Source organism: Luteimonas sp. BLCC-B24 (assembly GCF_028550595.1).
Lineage (GTDB): Bacteria > Pseudomonadota > Gammaproteobacteria > Xanthomonadales > Xanthomonadaceae > Luteimonas.
In genome coordinates, this window is record NZ_JAQQGN010000004.1 from 270,262 (window position 1) to 286,638 (window position 16,377).

General features: G+C 67.1%; 11 protein-coding genes. 5 read left to right on the forward strand and 6 right to left on the reverse strand.

Features of this window, described 5'->3' with window-relative positions; genetic code table 11:
- Positions 1-53 precede the first annotated feature (53 nt).
- Positions 54-2,336, forward strand: a complete 2,283-nt coding sequence (gene clpA, locus PQS31_RS11035; protein ID WP_272762768.1) for an ATP-dependent Clp protease ATP-binding subunit ClpA — start codon at positions 54-56, stop codon at positions 2,334-2,336.
- 458 nt (positions 2,337-2,794) lie between these two features.
- Here the strand turns inward: clpA and infA are convergent, their stop codons facing one another.
- From infA to trxB, 5 genes are all read right to left on the reverse strand, one after another.
- Positions 2,795-3,013, reverse strand: coding sequence for a translation initiation factor IF-1 (gene infA, locus PQS31_RS11040; protein ID WP_096209290.1), 219 nt, complete (start codon positions 3,011-3,013; stop codon positions 2,795-2,797).
- A 101-nt stretch (positions 3,014-3,114) separates the two neighbouring features.
- Complete coding sequence (aat, locus tag PQS31_RS11045; protein WP_272762769.1) at positions 3,115-3,876, reverse strand: leucyl/phenylalanyl-tRNA--protein transferase; 762 nt, start codon at positions 3,874-3,876, stop codon at positions 3,115-3,117.
- Positions 3,873-5,000, reverse strand: a complete 1,128-nt coding sequence (locus PQS31_RS11050) for a GNAT family N-acetyltransferase (protein WP_272762770.1) — start codon at positions 4,998-5,000, stop codon at positions 3,873-3,875. Before PQS31_RS11050 ends, aat begins: the two co-directional genes overlap by 4 nt.
- Positions 4,997-6,274, reverse strand: a complete 1,278-nt coding sequence (locus tag PQS31_RS11055; protein ID WP_272762771.1) for a DUF2254 domain-containing protein — start codon at positions 6,272-6,274, stop codon at positions 4,997-4,999. The genes PQS31_RS11050 and PQS31_RS11055 overlap by 4 nt, the downstream gene beginning before the upstream one ends.
- Positions 6,275-6,323: 49 nt before the next feature.
- Positions 6,324-7,289: a thioredoxin-disulfide reductase gene (gene trxB / locus PQS31_RS11060; protein ID WP_272762772.1), complete on the reverse strand. Its 966-nt coding sequence runs from the start codon at positions 7,287-7,289 to the stop codon at positions 6,324-6,326.
- 153 nt (positions 7,290-7,442) lie between these two features.
- Between trxB and PQS31_RS11065 the strand changes: the two genes are divergently transcribed.
- From PQS31_RS11065 to lolA, 3 genes are all read left to right on the forward strand, one after another.
- Entirely contained in the window at positions 7,443-8,510 is a 1,068-nt protein-coding gene (locus tag PQS31_RS11065; RefSeq protein WP_272762773.1) for an alanine dehydrogenase, read from the forward strand.
- 46 nt (positions 8,511-8,556) lie between these two features.
- Entirely contained in the window at positions 8,557-10,935 is a 2,379-nt protein-coding gene (locus tag PQS31_RS11070) for a DNA translocase FtsK (protein ID WP_272762774.1), read from the forward strand.
- Between the two features lie 136 nt (positions 10,936-11,071).
- Entirely contained in the window at positions 11,072-11,701 is a 630-nt protein-coding gene (gene lolA, locus PQS31_RS11075) for an outer membrane lipoprotein chaperone LolA (RefSeq protein ID WP_272762789.1), read from the forward strand.
- Positions 11,702-11,849: 148 nt separating this feature from the next.
- On the opposite strand, the gene PQS31_RS11080 is transcribed toward lolA, so the two are convergent.
- On the reverse strand, positions 11,850-12,701 hold the full coding sequence (locus PQS31_RS11080; protein ID WP_272762775.1) for a calcium-binding protein: 852 nt from the start codon (positions 12,699-12,701) through the stop codon (positions 11,850-11,852).
- 105 nt (positions 12,702-12,806) lie between these two features.
- On the opposite strand from PQS31_RS11080, the gene PQS31_RS11085 reads away from it, so the two are divergent.
- Positions 12,807-14,117, forward strand: coding sequence for a replication-associated recombination protein A (locus PQS31_RS11085; protein WP_272762790.1), 1,311 nt, complete (start codon positions 12,807-12,809; stop codon positions 14,115-14,117).
- Positions 14,118-16,377 lie beyond the last annotated feature (2,260 nt).

Sequence of the window (16,377 nt, forward strand, 5' to 3'; positions counted from 1 at the left end):
AACCGGGTCCGGGCCCCCATCCAGGGTTGCAGTATTCCGGAGGCCTCCGCCCCATGTTCAGCAAAGATCTCGAGTTCACCATCGGCCAGTGCTACAAGCGCGCCCGTGAGGCCCGCGACGAGTACATGACCGTCGAACACCTGCTGCTCGCCCTGCTCGAAAATCCGTCCGCCGAATCGGTGCTCAAGGCCACCGGTGCGGATTTCCCGCGACTGCGCGCGGATCTGGAACAGGCCATCCTGACATCGGTGACCAAGCTCGCCGACGACGACACCCGCGACACCCAGCCGACGCTGGGGTTCCAGCGCGTGCTGCAGCGTGCGGTCTACCACGTGCAGTCCTCGGGCAAGAAGGAAGTCAGCGGCGCGAACGTGCTGGTGGCGATCTTCGGCGAGAAGGACTCGCACGCGGTCTATTACCTCAACCAGCAGGACGTCACCCGACTGGACGTCGTCAACTATCTCTCGCACGGCATCGCCAAGACCGGCGGCGAAGAAGGTGACGCCGGCGCCGAGGACGCCGGCCAGGTGCGCGACGGCGAGAGCGACGCGAAGGCGGACGCGCTGGCCGAGTACGCCAGCGATCTCAACGCCGCCGCCCGCGAAGGCCGCATCGACCCGCTGGTCGGGCGCGCCGAGGAGGTCGAGCGCACCATCCAGGTGCTGTGCCGCCGTCGCAAGAACAACCCGCTCTACGTCGGCGAGGCCGGCGTGGGCAAGACCGCGATCGCCGAGGGCCTGGCCAAGCGCATCGTTGACGGCGAGGTGCCGGAGGTGCTGAGCGAGGCGACGATCTACTCGCTCGATCTCGGCGCGCTGGTCGCCGGTACCAAGTACCGCGGTGACTTTGAGAAGCGGCTCAAGGCCGTGCTGGCCGCGATCAAGAAGCACCCGGGCGCGATCCTGTTCATCGACGAGATCCACACCATCATCGGCGCCGGCTCGGCATCGGGTGGCACGATGGACGCGTCCAACCTGATCAAGCCCGCGCTGTCGTCGGGCGAGCTGCGCTGCATCGGCTCGACGACCTTCCAGGAGTATCGCGGCATCTTCGAAAAGGATCGCGCGCTGGCGCGTCGATTCCAGAAGATCGACATCGTCGAGCCCACGGTCAGCGAGACGTTCCAGATCCTGCTCGGGCTCAAGCCGCGCTACGAGGCACACCACGACGTCACCTATGCCGACGAGGCGCTGCAGGCCGCGGTGGACCTGTCGGTCAAGCACATCGCCGACCGTCTGCTGCCCGACAAGGCGATCGACGTGATCGACGAGGCGGGCGCGCGGCAGCGTCTGCTGCCGGTAGGCGTGCGCAAGGCGCTGATCGACGTCGAAGAAGTCGAAACCATCGTCGCGAAGATGGCGCGCATTCCCGCGAAGCAGGTCAGCGCGACCGACAAGGACGTGCTGGAGCACCTCGAGCGCAACCTCAAGATGGTGATCTTCGGCCAGGATCCGGCGATCGAGACACTGACCTCGGCCATCAAGCTGGCGCGCTCGGGACTCGGCAACCCGGACAAGCCGATCGGCAACTTCCTCTTCGCCGGCCCCACCGGTGTCGGCAAGACCGAGGTCACGCGGCAGCTCGCGCTGCAGCTGGGGATCGAGCTGGTGCGTTTCGACATGTCCGAGTACATGGAGTCGCATTCGATCAGTCGCCTGATCGGTGCGCCCCCGGGCTACGTCGGATTCGACCAGGGCGGCCTGCTGACCGAGAAGATCGTCAAGACGCCGCATTGCGTACTGCTGCTCGACGAGGTCGAAAAGGCGCACCCGGACATCTTCAACATCCTGCTGCAGGTCATGGACCGCGGCGTGCTGACCGACACCAATGGCCGCGAAGCGAACTTCCGCAATGTGATCCTGGTGATGACGACGAATGCCGGTGCCACCCAGGCCTCGCGTCGTTCGATCGGTTTCATGCGCCAGGACCACAGCAGCGATGCGATGGAGGTCATCCGCAAGTCGTTCTCGCCCGAGTTCCGCAACCGCATCGACGCCATCGTGCAGTTCCAGTCGCTGGGCTTCGACCACATCCTGCGCGTGGTCGACAAGTTCATGATCGAGCTCGAAAGCCAGCTGCACGACAAGAACGTGGCCGTCACCGCGTCGCCGCTGGCGCGCGACTGGCTGGCCCAGCACGGCTTCGACCCGCAGATGGGGGCACGTCCGATGGCGCGCGTCATCCAGGACCGGATCAAGCGTCGCCTGGCGGATGAGCTGCTGTTCGGAAAGCTGGCCAACGGCGGGCGCGTGGTGATCGACGTCAAGGATGGCGAGCTGACGGTCGAGACGTTCCCGGAGCCCGAGAAACTGCTGCCGGCGACGGTCGAGGAGTAAGGCGCGCATCCGCGCGACAGGAGAAGAGGCGCCTTCGGGCGCCTTTTCCATGTGCGCCGATCGTGTGAGCGCGACCGGTCGCACCGGCGGGTGAACCGAATGGCAGCCCCTGGTGATGCCCCGGCATTTCGGTGCAGGCACGCGGTCGTGCTCGATGGGCAACCGATGACGGCAGGGGCCGGCGCCTCCGGCAGCGCACGCAGGGGACGCCCGCCTGCCGTGCGCAGTCTCGGACGTTGCGCTGCAGGCGCCCGACGAGCCGGGCCGCGGTGCCCGGACGCACCGTGACGGATGGGCGTGCGGGCGCAAGCGCCGCATGGACCCGCCGGCGAACCGCGGAAGCGTGGGCTTGCACAGTCGAACGCGGGGCGCGAAATGGCGCAGGCCCGTGCGTCCCCAACGCAAGAAGGCAGCCCGGAGGCTGCCTTCTCTCGCTGTCGCTCCGTTGGAGGCGACAGTTACTTCATACGGTAGGTGATCCGGCCCTTGCTCAGATCGTAGGGCGTCATCTCGACCTTGACCCGGTCGCCGGTCAGGATACGGATGTAGTTCTTGCGCATCCGTCCCGAGATGTGCGCAATGATTTCGTGGCCGTTCTCGAGCTTCACCCGGAACATGGTGTTCGGAAGCGTCTCGGAAACCGTGCCTTCGAACTCGATGACGTCGTCTTTCGCCATTCGTCTGGAATATCCGTGTCTGTGGGAGCGGCGCGGTGCGCGCCAGCAAAGCGGAGCATTCTCGCACGGGCAGGCTGCCGATGCAAAAGCGCGGCTGGCGGTCAAGTGGGGAGCGCGGCCATCGGACGTTCGGCCAGTCCCGCCGCTGCCTGCACGCCGAACGCATCCGTCCACGCACCGCTGACGGGCGGCGGCGCGTCGACCAGACGGGTCACACACTCGATGAATCGCGCCCGCGGCCAGGGCACGCCTCCGAGTCCGAGCAGGTGTGGATTGCCCACCTGCGCGTCGAGCAGGGGCATGCTCCAGTCACGGAGCTGGGCGATCAGTGCGCCAAGGGCAACCTTGGATCCGCCGGGCTCGGCACTGAACATGCTCTCGCCGAAGAACATCCGGCCGATCGATACCCCGTAGATGCCACCGACCAACCGCGCGCCGTCGAACACCTCGACACTGTGGGCATCGCCTGCGGCGTGAAGCGCCGAGTACGCGCTCTGCATCCCCGGGGTGATCCACGTGCCGTCCTGCCCCGGCCGGGGCGCGGACGCACACGCGGCGACCACCGCGTCGAATGCGGTATCGGCGCGGATCACCCAGTCGCTGCGCTTCAGGCTGCGACGGGCACGCCGGGGCAGGGCGAAGTGGGCCGTCTCGAATACCAGGCGCGGATCCGGTGACCACCAGAGGATCGGCTGCCCCTGCGAGAACCAGGGAAAGATGCCGCTGCGGTAGGCGGTGCGCAGGCGCGGCGGAGACAGATCGCCGCCGAAGGCGAGGAGACCGTCGGGGCGCCGCAATGCGGTCTCGATCGGCGGAAATGCCGCCAGCGGATCCGCTCCGAGTTTGGGCACATGCAGGCTCACGATGCCGCGGACTTGAACGGACTGCTGGCCGCGAGTGTCGCCGCGTAGCTGCGGATCGAGGCCGCCTCCCGTGCGCGCCAGTCGCGCAGCGCACCCCGGAACGCGGGATCGGCAATCCAGTGGCGGCTGTGCACGAACGTCGGCAGGAAGCCGCGCGCCAGCTTGTGCTCGCCCTGGGCGCCGGGCTCGAAATGGCGCACGCCCTCGCGCAGGCAGTACGCGATGCCCTGGTAATAGCAGGTCTCGAAATGCAGGCCGGGCAGGGCGGCCACCGCCCCCCAGTACCGGCCGTACAGGGTGTCGCCGCCGCGAAGACACAGCGCCCCGGCCACCGGCACGTCACCGAGGTCGGCCAGCACCAGAACCAGCTGGCGCGGCATGGTCCCGGCAAGGTGACGCAGGAAATCCAGGGTCAATGCCGGCGAATTGCCGTACTCGGCGAAGGTCTGCAGATAGAAGCGGAACATCGTCGCGAGGTCGTCGTCGCTGGCCTCGTCGCCGTGCAGCACGCGGAAGGTCACGCCGGATCGCGCGATCTTGGCGCGTTCCTGCCGGATGTTCTTGCGGTGCTTGTGATCCATCGCGCCGAGATAGTCGTCGAACGTCGACCAGTCGCCCGGGTTGCGCCAGTGGTACTGCACGTCGATGCGCGGCAGCCAGTCGCCGTCGAACGCCTCGGCTTCGGCGCCGGTATGGAAATTGACGTGTGCCGACGACCAGCCGGCGTCAGCCGTCACGCGCTCGAGCGCGATGCGCAGGGCCACGCGCGCGCCGGCATCGCGCGCCAGCAGGCGCGGACCCGTCACCGGCGAATACGGCGATGCCACCAGCAGCTTCGGGAAATAGTCCTGACCGTAGCGGGCATAGGCATGTGCCCAGGCGTGGTCGAACACGAACTCGCCATGCGAATTGGTCTTGCGGTACGCCGGTGCCGCCGCCACCAGCGCATCGCCCTCCCACAGCGTCAGATGATGGGGCGTCCAGCCCCACTCGGCGCGCAGGCAGCCGTGCTGCTCCAGGCCGGACAGAAAGGCATGGCTGACGAAGGGGTTACCGTCGTGCAGGACATCCCACTGCAGTGCCGGCACTGCGTCCACCCGTGCCAACACACGCAGCGTCGTCATCCGCGGTGTCCGTCCACGAGACCACCGGCCTCGGCCACAGTCCGTCGCAACACTTCGCGATCGGGCTCGAAAGCCAGTGCCGCCATGGCCCGTGCCATGGCCAGGCCCGCGTGGTGACGCGCGGCAGCGGCGAAGTCGGGACTGCCGCACGCCGCGATCGCAGCGAGCCCCTTCTGCAGCCGGATCGCGATCTCGACCACCGCCGCGCCGTCGCGTGCGATCGGCAGGACGATATCGCCGAACACGTCGTCGACCGTCACGGCCGGGACGAAGACCCGGACATGCCGGATCTCCAGGCGCGCCTCGGTCGACGTTTCGCGCGCCCACTCGCACAGCAGACGCGTTGCGGTGCCGATGATGTCGATCGCGGTCCCGGCATCGTTGATGCCGGGCGACAGGGCGCGGCTGCCGATTTCTGCGAGGACCACGAACCCGAACCGCGGGTCCTGTTCGAAGCTGCGCTCTTCGCTGATGGTGAACGCACTGCGCACGCGCCGCGTCACCGCGTCGGTGGCCGGCAACCCGCGCGTCGCCGCCAGCGCACGTCCGGGCGTCGCGAACACGCCGGGCAGCGCCGCGACGTGGATCTCGCCGTCGTGCTCGGCTGCGAGCTCGGCGAGCACGGCGATGTCGACATGTTCGATGTAGCCGATCTCGCGCGTGTCGATCCGCACTGCGTCATCGGGCACGCCCGGCGACGGCGCCGCGCCGAGATGTGGATCGTCGAGATAGCGCCGGACCGCGCGCCGCGTGACGTCCTCGACCAGGTTGATCGTCGCGCCGACCCGGCCGAAGCTCGACAGTTGTTCGATCCAGCGCAGGAGCGTCAACGTGATCAGCACGATGACCAGCACCGTCGCTGCGAACAGCACCACCCGTCCGCTGTCGCCGTAGATACCGGTGCTCAGCGCAATCAGGCCCACGACCGAAAACAGGAACGCGCCGATGAACGTCGCCAGCGCCCCCTGCGCGGAACTGTCGGCGATCAACAACCGGGCGGCACGCGGCGTGGCGTTGGTTGACGCCGATCCGTACGCCGACACCATCGTCGACAGCGAGAACGTGCTGACCGCGAGCATCGAGGCGGCCAGGATACCCAGCAGATTGCCCACCGAATCTGCACCGATGCGGCCGACCAGCGATTCGGGAATCCAGGTCTTGACCAGGGCACCGACCAGCGCCGTGACGATCGCCAGCGCGCAGTAGATCGTTGCGCGCACCCACATGCGCCGCAGTTCGCGGCGCAGGATCAACTTCAACTGCACCAGCGTCACGCGCGGCGCCCCGCGTGCGGTGCGGCGACGCCTGCGCCGGGCATCGGGATCAGCCCTGCTGGTCGAGGAAACGTTCGGCGTCGAGCGCAGCCATGCAGCCGAAGCCGGCCGAGGTGATCGCCTGCCGGTAGTGCTGATCGGTCACGTCGCCGGCGGCGAACACGCCCGGCACGTTGGTGGAGGTGGCATTGCCGTCGATACCCGAGCGGATCTCGAGGTAGCCGTTGTTCATCGCCAGCTGGCCTTCGAACAACGTGGTATTGGGCGTGTGGCCGATCGCGACGAAGAGTCCGTGCACGGCGATCTCGCGCGTGCTCTCGTCCTGGACGGACTTCAGGCGCAGGCCGGTCACGCCGGCCTCGTCACCGAGCACTTCGTCGACGGTGTGATGCCACACCGGCACGATCTTGCCGGCCTGGATCTTCGCGTTGAGCTTGTCCTGCATGATCTTCTCGGCGCGCAGCGTGTCGCGGCGATGCACCAGATAGACGGTCCTGGCGATGTTCGACAGGTACAACGCTTCCTCGACCGCGGTGTTGCCACCGCCCACCACGGCCACGTCCTGGTCCTTGTAGAAGAAGCCGTCGCAGGTGGCGCACGCGGAGACGCCGCGGCCCTTGTAGGCCTCTTCCGAGGGCAGGCCGAGATACTTCGCGGTCGCGCCGGTGGAGATGATCAGCGCATCGCAGGTGTATTCGCCGCTGTCGCCCTTGAGGCGGAACGGGCGCTGTGACAGATCGGCGGTATGGATGTGGTCGAACACCACTTCGGTATCGAACCGCTCGGCATGCGCCTGCATGCGCGCCATCAGGTCCGGGCCCATCAGCCCGTGCGCATCGCCCGGCCAGTTGTCGACCTCGGTGGTGGTCATCAGCTGGCCGCCCATCTGCATGCCGGTGATGACGACCGGCTTAAGGTTGGCGCGGGCCGCGTAGACGGCCGCGGTCCAGCCGGCGGGGCCGGAACCGAGGATCAAAAGACGGATATGACGGGGGCTGGCGGAAGAAGCGCTCATGTATACTCGCGGGCTAAGGCACTGCGGCCTGACGTGATCCATAGCTTGGCGGTGCGCCCCCCGCAAAACAAGGTTCGGCCACGTCAGCCGACCGCAACAATCCATCGCGACACGCCGCCCAAAGCGGCGTTTTTTTGTGCAGGAGTCGGCGTTATGCGTATCGGTGTTCCGAGTGAGACCAAGACCCTCGAAGGGCGTGTGGCCCTGGTGCCCGCCGCCGCGGGCGATCTGGTCAACCGTGGTCATGAAGTGTGGGTGCAGCAGGGCGCCGGCCTGAAGTCGGGCTTCAGCGACGAGGCCTACACCCGCCTGGGCGTGAAGATCGCGCCGGATGCCGCCGCGCTGTATGAGAAGGGCGAACTGATCGTCAAGGTCAAGGAGCCGATCGAGGGCGACCTGGCGCTGCTGCGCAAGGATCACCTGCTGTTCTGCTACCTGCATCTGGCACCGCTGCCCGAGCTGACCAGGCGTCTGCTCGACATCGGCCTGACCGGTGTCGCCTTCGAAACCGTCGAACTCGACAACGGCGAGCTGCCGTTGCTGGCGCCGATGTCGGTGATCGCCGGCAAGATCGGTGTCCAGGTGGGCACGCATTACCTGCACCAGCCGCTGGGCGGCAAGGGCAAGCTGCTCGGTGGCCTGCCCTCGACCGAGCGCGGCAAGGTCGTGGTGTTCGGCGCCGGTGTGGCCGGCGGCGCGTCGGCGGCACTCGCTGCGGCCGGCGGTTCGAACGTGGTGGTGTTCGAAAAGCGCGCCGATCGCATGGACCAGATGATGCGCCTGGGCAACAACGTCACGGCGCTGTATCCCTACGATGAAGTCGTCGCACGCGAGGTCGCGTCGGCCGATCTGGTGATCGGCGCGGTGCTGGTCACCGGCGCTGTCGCGCCGCACGTGGTCACCCGCGAGATGATCAAGTCGATGGAGGATGGCAGCGTGCTCGTCGACATCTCCATCGACCAGGGCGGCTGCTTCGAAACCTCGCGTGGCACCACGTGGAAGGAGCCGACGTATGTGGAGGAGGGGGTCACCCACTTCTGCGTGACCAACATGCCGGGCGCCGTGCCGCAGACTTCGTCGCAGGCGATCTGCGCCGCGATCCTGCCGTGGGTCAACAAGCTTGCCTCGGGCGACTGGCGTGACAATGCCGCCCTGGTGCGCGGCATCAACGTCGAAGCCGGCAAGCTCGTGCATCCCGCGCTGCAGGGCATGAAACTTTGAAGTAAGATCAAACACCTGGGTCCAATTCTTCAGGTAAATACGCACGGTGGCACCCCCCCTCGCATACCGCGCGAAGCGCACGCGCAGCCCCTCCAAGGACGCCGGGTCTCCGGCGTCCACGGCGGAGCCGAATCCGCGCCGCCAGCGTCTGGTGCGGGACATCGCGCTGATCGCGATCGCCCCGTTCCTGCTGTATCTGCTGGCGTGTCTATTCACGTACTCGCACACCGATCCGGGCTGGACCAACGCCGGCAGCGTGACCGCGCCGCTGAACAACGTCGGTGGACCGGTGGGGGCGTGGATCGCCGACGTGCTGCTGCATCTGTGCGGCTATGTGGCCTATCTGCTTCCGCTGATCCTCGGCGCGATCGCCTGGATCGCGCTGTTCGGCCTCGAGCGCGAACCGGGCCGTCAGGCCGATTTCGGTCCGGCGCTCCGACTGGTCGGCATCGTGGGATTCCTCGTGTCCGCATGCGGGCTGCTGTATCTGCGTCTTCCGGCCGTCGAGTACCTCTCGGCGGGCGGCGGCGGCATCCTCGGGCGTCTGGTCGGCAACTCGCTCTATGGCGGCATCGGGCCGGTCGGCGGCAACCTGTTTCTGTTGGCGCTGTTTCTGGTGTCGGTGACCCTGGCCACCGGCCTGTCGTGGTTCGCGCTGATGGACCGGATCGGCGGCTGGGTGATGACGCTCCCCGTCCTGCTGCGGCGAAGCAGCAAGCAGGCCACGGACTGGAAGGAAGCCCGTGTGCACCGCGAGGAGCGCACCGAGGCCCGCAAGGTCGACAGCGAACTGCGCGCCAAGCGTGCGCCGGTCAAGATCGAGGTGCCGCCGACGCCGCCGGTCGTGGAAAAGAGCGAGCGCGCGAAGCGCGAGCAGCAGATCCCGATGTTCCACGGCGTCAACGCCAACGGCTCGGATCTGCCGCCGTTGTCGCTGCTCGACGATCCCAAGCCGCAGCCCAAGGGCTACGACGAAGAAACGCTGGAGACCCTGTCGCGGCAGATCGAGTTCAAGCTCAAGGACTTCCGCATCGACGTGGAAGTGAAAGAGGCCCAGCCCGGCCCGGTGATCACCCGCTTCGAAATGGAGCCCGCGCCGGGCGTCAAGGTCAGCCAGATCAGTTCGCTGGACAAGGACATCGCCCGCGGCCTGTCGGTGAAGGCGGTGCGCGTGGTCGACGTGATTCCGGGCAAATCGGTGATCGGCCTGGAAATTCCGAACGTGCGCCGGGAGATGATCTATCTCTCCGAGCTGCTGCGCTCCAAGGAATACGACAAGTCGGCCAGCCCGCTGACGCTGGCGCTCGGCAAGGGCATCAGTGGCCAGTCGGTGGTCGCCGATCTGGCACGCATGCCGCATCTGCTGGTGGCCGGCACCACCGGCTCGGGCAAGTCGGTGGCGGTGAACGCGATGGTCTTGAGCCTGCTGTTCAAGGCCAGCCCGAAAGACCTGCGCATGCTGATGATCGACCCGAAGATGCTGGAACTCAGCGTCTACGAGGGCATTCCGCACCTGCTGGCGCCGGTGGTCACCGACATGAAGGAGGCCGCGAACGGCCTGCGCTGGTGCGTGGCGGAAATGGAGCGCCGCTACAAGCTGATGAGCGCCGTGGGTGTGCGCAACCTCGGCGGCTTCAACAAGAAGGTAAAAGACGCGCAGGACGCCGGGCAGCCACTGTCGGACCCGCTGTTCCGGCCGAATCCCGAATCGAGCGACGTCGCCGACCTGCTCGAGCCGCTGCCCTATATCGTCATCTTCATCGACGAATTCGCCGACATGATGATGATCGTCGGCAAGAAGGTCGAGGAGCTGATCGCGCGTCTGGCACAGAAGGCACGTGCGGCCGGCATCCATCTGATCCTGGCCACGCAGCGGCCGTCGGTCGACGTCATCACCGGCCTGATCAAGGCCAATATCCCGACCCGCATCGCCTTCCAGGTCAGCTCCAAGATCGACTCGCGCACCATTCTCGACCAGTCCGGCGCCGAAACCCTGCTCGGGCACGGCGACATGCTCTATCTGCCGCCGGGCACCGCGATGCCCGAGCGCGTGCACGGCGCCTTCGTGTCGGATGAAGAGGTGCACCGCGTCGTCGAGCATCTCAAGCAGAGCGGCAAGGCCGACTACATCGAGGGCGTGCTCGACGAGATGCAGACCATGGGCGACGGCACCGTCATCGGCGCCACCGGCCTGCCCGAGGCGAGCAGCAGCGGCGGGGACGAGAGCGATCCGCTGTACGACGAGGCGGTCAAGATCGTCACCGAGACGCGGCGTGCATCGATCTCCGGGGTGCAGCGGCGGCTCAAGATCGGCTACAACCGCGCCGCGCGTCTGGTCGAGGCGATGGAAGCGGCGGGCGTCGTCAGCCCGCCCGAGCACAACGGCGACCGCAGCGTCCTCGCGCCGCCCCCACCGCCGCGCTGATCGCGCCCTCGCCGCGCGCTGAATCCGCGATGCACGATGCCGCGGGCCCGCGCCGTTGTCGTCGACGCATTCAGCATCCGCTTCGCACACTCCGACTCCACGACCGATCGCCCACGAGGTTCTTCCGATGCGCACGATGCTCCGCAGCTCCCGTTGGATCGCCGCCGCCGTGCTGCTGGTGGCAGGCGTCGCGCAGGCGTCCGGCGCGCGCGCGCAGCTCGACACCTTCACGCGGGGCCTCACCGGTCTGGAAGGGCAGTTCACCCAGCAGGTGACGGACGGCAACGGCCGCACGCGCGAGAGTTCGAGCGGCACGCTGGCGCTGTCGGCGCCGCGTCTGTTCCGCTGGGAGTATGTGAAGCCGTATCCGCAGCTGATCGTCGCCGACGGTCGCACGGTGTGGGTGTACGACCCCGATCTGCAGCAGGTGACCCGTCGCTCGCAGGGCCCGCAGGAGCAGGACAGTCCGCTGGCCGCGCTGATCGACCCGTCCAAGCTCGACCGCGACTTCACCGTGACCGAGGCCGGCACTGCCGGTGGTCTGGCCTGGCTGGAACTGCGCCCCAAGCGTAGCGACAACGCCGCGTTCGAGCGGGCCCGACTGGGCTTCGACCGGAACGGCAACCCGGCACGCATGGAGATCCACGACACGCTGGGCCAGCGCACGTCGATCGGCTTCAGTGGGTGGAGGCGCAATCCGACCTTCGCGCGCGACACCTTCCGGTACACGCCGCCGGCGGGTGTGGATGTGGTGGGCGAGGAGTGAGGCCCTGCCCGTAAGGGCGTCTTTCGACGCACTGATCCGCGGCGATCGTGGCGCCAGCCGCGTCTCACAGACGCCGTGCTGCCGCGCCGGGCAGATCCCGGCGTCGCGGCAGACATGGATTCCAGCGCCCGCGACAAGGAGCGCGGCGTCAGCGCTCCGTCTGTCCGACGTGCCGGATCGGCGTGAACACCGGCAACACGAGCCGGTAATCGAACGGGGAGTGCCGCCCCTCACGTCCGCCACCGCCTGATGGCGTGACGTCGACCGTTCCGCAGGATTCCCCGCAGGCCCAGTACGCACCACGTGCCGCGGTGACATTCACCGAGTGTGGCTCCAGATCCTGCAGCAGCGCAGTCATCGGCTGCTTGGGAAACCCTTCCGGCGCATCCGCCGGACGCGCGCGCATCGCATGCACGTTGCCGGTGACGACCACGATCCGGCCGTGCGGAAACGCGTCATGCGCGCGCCGCAGCACATGCGCCATCGCCGCCTCGCAGGTGCCGCGCTGGTAGCAGCGGAGATCTCTCGGATCGAACGGCAGGATCGCGACATCGCGTCCGGACGCCTTCAGTCGACCGATGCGCCGGACCAGCGCCAGCACATCCTCGCTGCGACGCCCGTCGTTCTCGTCGGTGGACACCTGCCACCAGGCGCGCTGACGTAGCCGATCGATCGCCGCATCGGCGTCACCGCTGGCCACGGCCTCACGCAGGGCGTCGTGTTCGCGCGCGGGAATCTCCAGCGCCAGCAGCACCGGCGATGCGTCGCTCCAGCGTTCGACCAGATCGCCGGCCAGCAACGGAATCTCGCGCGTGCCGTGCATCTCGCCGAGCACGACCAGACGATGCCCGTCCGATGCCCGGGTCAGCGTGTCGACCGCATCTGCGCGCCAGTCGGCGGCGGCCGTCGCCGACAGCGCACTCAGCGCGATGCCGAGTGCGAGCCGCTGGAGCCGGCGCGTCGCGCTTGTGATCACGTCCCGGTGGCGCAATATCGACATGTCGTAGTCAATCCAGTCCCCACAGGTTAACGCGTGCCCGGCCCCCGAAAGCTCCGACCTTCCCGCGCCGATACCGGTGACCTGCTGCAGGTCGACCGCAGTGCGATGCGTCCGCTGGCCGAGCGCATGCGTCCCGCCAGGCTCGACGAGATGGTGGGCCAGCGTCGGCTGGTCGCCGAGGGCACCGCGCTGCGCACGGCCGTCGAGGCCGGCAAGATCCATTCGATGGTGCTGTGGGGCCCGCCGGGCTGCGGCAAGACCACGCTGGCGCTGCTGCTGGCGCATTACGCCGATGCCGAGTTCAAGGCGATCTCGGCGGTGCTGTCGGGTCTGCCCGAAGTGCGCCAGGTACTGGCCGAGGCCGCGCACCGCTTCGATGGCGGGCGCCGCACGGTGCTGTTCGTCGACGAGGTGCACCGGTTCAACAAGACCCAGCAGGACGCGTTCCTGCCGCACATCGAGCGCGGCACGATCGTCTTCGTCGGTGCCACCACCGAGAATCCGTCCTTCGAACTCAATTCCGCGCTGCTGTCGCGCTGCCGCGTGCACGTGATGGAGGCGGTCTCGCCCGACGACATCGTCGAATCGCTGCGCCGGGCGCTGGCCGATGCGGAGCGCGGCCTCGGCGGTCGCGGCCTGCGCATCGCCGACGATCTGTTGCGGATGATCGCGAGCGCCGCCGACGGCGATGTGCGGCGTGCATTGACGCTGCTCGAGATCGCTGCCGAACTGGCGGGCGAGGGCGGGGAGGTGACGGCCGGCACGTTGGAACAGGTGCTGGCCGACCGCACGCGCCGCTTCGACAAGGGCGGGGAGCAGTTCTACGACCAGATATCGGCGCTGCACAAATGCGTGCGCAGTTCGAATCCCGATGCCGCGCTGTACTGGCTCACGCGCATGCTCGACGGCGGCTGCGATCCCGGCTATCTCGCCCGGCGCATGACGCGCATGGCGGTGGAGGACATCGGCCTGGCTGATCCGCGGGCACTGCAGATGTCGATCGATGCCTGGGAGACGTACGACCGTCTCGGCAGTCCCGAAGGCGAACTCGCACTCGCGCAGCTCGTGATCTACCTCGCCAGCACCGCGAAATCCAATGCCGGCTACATGGCCTTCAAGCAGGCCAAGCGCGATGTGCGCGAGTTCGGGACGCAGGACGTGCCGATGCACATCCGCAACGCGCCGACGAAGCTGATGAAGGAACTCGGCTACGGCAGCGGCTACCAGTACGACCACGATGCCGAAGGCGGCATCGCACTGGACCAGAGCGGGTTTCCGGACGCGATGGGAGAACGCGTCTACTACGCGCCGGTTGCGCGCGGACTGGAACTCAAGCTCAAGGACAAGCTCGATCCGCTCCGTACGGCGCGTGCCGAGGCGATCGCCCGCCGAAAGGCCGACGGATCGGACGGATGATTGCGGCGCTTGCGACGGGCGCTATTCCGACGCACTCCTGCACCGTGCAGGTGATGGCACGCCCGCCATCCGGCGCCAGACTGCACGTCGGGACCGGAGCGGAGCATGCGGATGCGTGGATGGATCGCCGTGGTGTGGCTGCTGGTGCCGGGCGTTTGCGCAGCGGTGCCGCCCGCGGTCCATCAGTGTGCCGACGGGCAGGGCGGTCATCTCTACCAGTCGATGCCGTGTGCACCAGGCGCGACACTGCGGCAGTGGGCGATTCCGCCGGCGCCGGCAGGTGAAGGAAAGCCGGCACGCATCGCAACGCCGAGCGTGCAGCCGTCGCCCGGTCGCGTGGCGACACCCGCCCCGGGCGTGCGCCGCGCGCCGCGTCGTTCGACCGGCAAGGCGTCCACAGGTCCGCATACGCGCTGCCTGGCCGCACGCGCCGAACGCGAAACGACGCTCGCGCGCCTCGGAATGAAACGTGGCTACGAGGATCTTCGACGCCTCAACGATCGCGTCTCGGCGGCATGCAACCATCGTTCTGCGCGTTGACGGGACGCCGCGCGTCCGTGTGAGCGCAGTCCCCAAGGGCTATGGGCGGGTACCCGCATGTCCATCTTCCGGCAATCGCTCCGACGGGGCGCGCCGCCGTCGCGTGAGGTCGGGGGAGCTCCGCGTCTCGGTGGCCATGACGATAGGACCGTCGGCGTGGATCCTTCTCCCGGCACAGGTGCCGTGGCTTCCGGCGGATGACCCGCGCGGGCACGGAAAGCGCACGCGCGCCGAGCGCGCGCCGTCGGCGGCCGCCAGGCGATACACGCGTTACACACCCGTGATCAAGGGCCGTGCACGCGCTGCGGGAAGATCGTGCGGTAAGCCGGGGAGGCCGACGACGTCGGCGAAGCGGTGACCTGTGCACGGGAAAGCCGGTCAGCGTCGCGCTATTCCGAATCACGGGCATCTGCGGTGATCGCCGCTATTCTGTTCTTGCCGGCGCGCCGGGCCGAACGATACGACGCAACGCGATCTCGGCCAACTTCGCGGGCCGCCCACTTTGAAGAAGCGCCGGAATCCGCAACGACCCGCAATGACGGTTTGAACGCCCGAGCTGTAGGCATAGATGACGTCCTGATCACGGTCGCATTGGCGCGTCGACCGTCCCACCGCCGGACTATGAAGCGAAAGGCCGAGTACTCGGTGCTCTGGCACGAACGGCGGACGGCCGCGGCACGATCGGCGGACGGCCGCGTCCGGGCTCAGGAGATGTTTGACGCCAAGCATTCGCCCTGAATCTAACTAATTGATTAGAGAATAAAATCAATAGTTTGCAAGATTCTCGTCGGAGCCTTCCCTCACAACAACTCGCCCAGAAGTCATATGAATACCGACGATCGCCCGTCATTCTTTCGAAAAGTCGACAACATGCCCTCTATTTCTTGGGCGGCATATTGCTAGCTCGGCGCGTCAGTCGGGTAGGGGGCCGCAGCCGCTTCGACTTCGTCTTCTTCGCTGGAGAGACGGGTGCAGGGATGCCGACCGTTCGCTTGGAGGGAGGCGGAGATGTCGCTGTCCAGCAAACCCTGACTGAACGGATTTCATTTTTCACAATGATGATCTCTGCTGTGGGCAAGAACCAAGGCTGGCGCTTAGGTAATTTCCCGGCAGCCATCATCGACCTTAGAACCGCCTCCAAGCCTTGTGTATACCCACGAGCAAGGATGGCTTCCAAAGCTCTGGCCACATGGCGTCGCCCCGAGATCCCATCCAGTGCATGGGATCGGGCAGCTGCAAGAGATCGGCTACACCCGTCGAGGCGCACATCCAGGCCTGAGATCGCTCCCCTCAACAACTCGCCGCAGAAGTAGGCTGTCGTTGGGTCAACGGCTGAGAGGTTGAGCCAAGTGCTTTTATCGCTGGACAATCCGTAAGGAGCGATCAGGCATTCAGGACGGTCGGCGAAGTTCTGTTTGAGAGCCCGCCCTTCCTCCAATCCAGTCAGGGTGGCGAGCTCGAACGGAGTGGGTGTTTCGGCCGGAAACGCTGCTACGGCATCTCGAGTTGCCTGGGCGAGCTTGACGTGCATCGTGGCGGGGAGCGGCACGAACGTCAGCGGACGCTCGCCACCTAAAAGACTCCAGCTCCAGAACTCGCCTTCAGGTGGATCATCTCCAACATCTGAAAACTCTTCTAGTTCCTGACCTGCCCCCACTGAGCCGTACCACTCGAAGCTAGGTAGAGTCCGTCACCGAGAGAGGACGGACATGCGCAAGAG

What these genes read in the sequence shown, in the direction of transcription:
- clpA (WP_272762768.1), top strand. Translation starts at nt 54, where the DNA reads ATGTTCAGCAAAGATCTCGAGTTCACCATCGGCCAGTGCTACAAGCGC.
- infA (WP_096209290.1), bottom strand. Translation starts at nt 3,013, where the DNA reads ATGGCGAAAGACGACGTCATCGAGTTCGAAGGCACGGTTTCCGAGACG.
- PQS31_RS11050 (WP_272762770.1), bottom strand. Translation starts at nt 5,000, where the DNA reads ATGACGACGCTGCGTGTGTTGGCACGGGTGGACGCAGTGCCGGCACTG.
- trxB (WP_272762772.1), bottom strand. Translation starts at nt 7,289, where the DNA reads ATGAGCGCTTCTTCCGCCAGCCCCCGTCATATCCGTCTTTTGATCCTC.
- PQS31_RS11065 (WP_272762773.1), top strand. Translation starts at nt 7,443, where the DNA reads ATGCGTATCGGTGTTCCGAGTGAGACCAAGACCCTCGAAGGGCGTGTG.
- lolA (WP_272762789.1), top strand. Translation starts at nt 11,072, where the DNA reads ATGCTCCGCAGCTCCCGTTGGATCGCCGCCGCCGTGCTGCTGGTGGCA.
- PQS31_RS11080 (WP_272762775.1), bottom strand. Translation starts at nt 12,701, where the DNA reads ATGTCGATATTGCGCCACCGGGACGTGATCACAAGCGCGACGCGCCGG.
- PQS31_RS11085 (WP_272762790.1), top strand. Translation starts at nt 12,807, where the DNA reads ATGCGTCCGCTGGCCGAGCGCATGCGTCCCGCCAGGCTCGACGAGATG.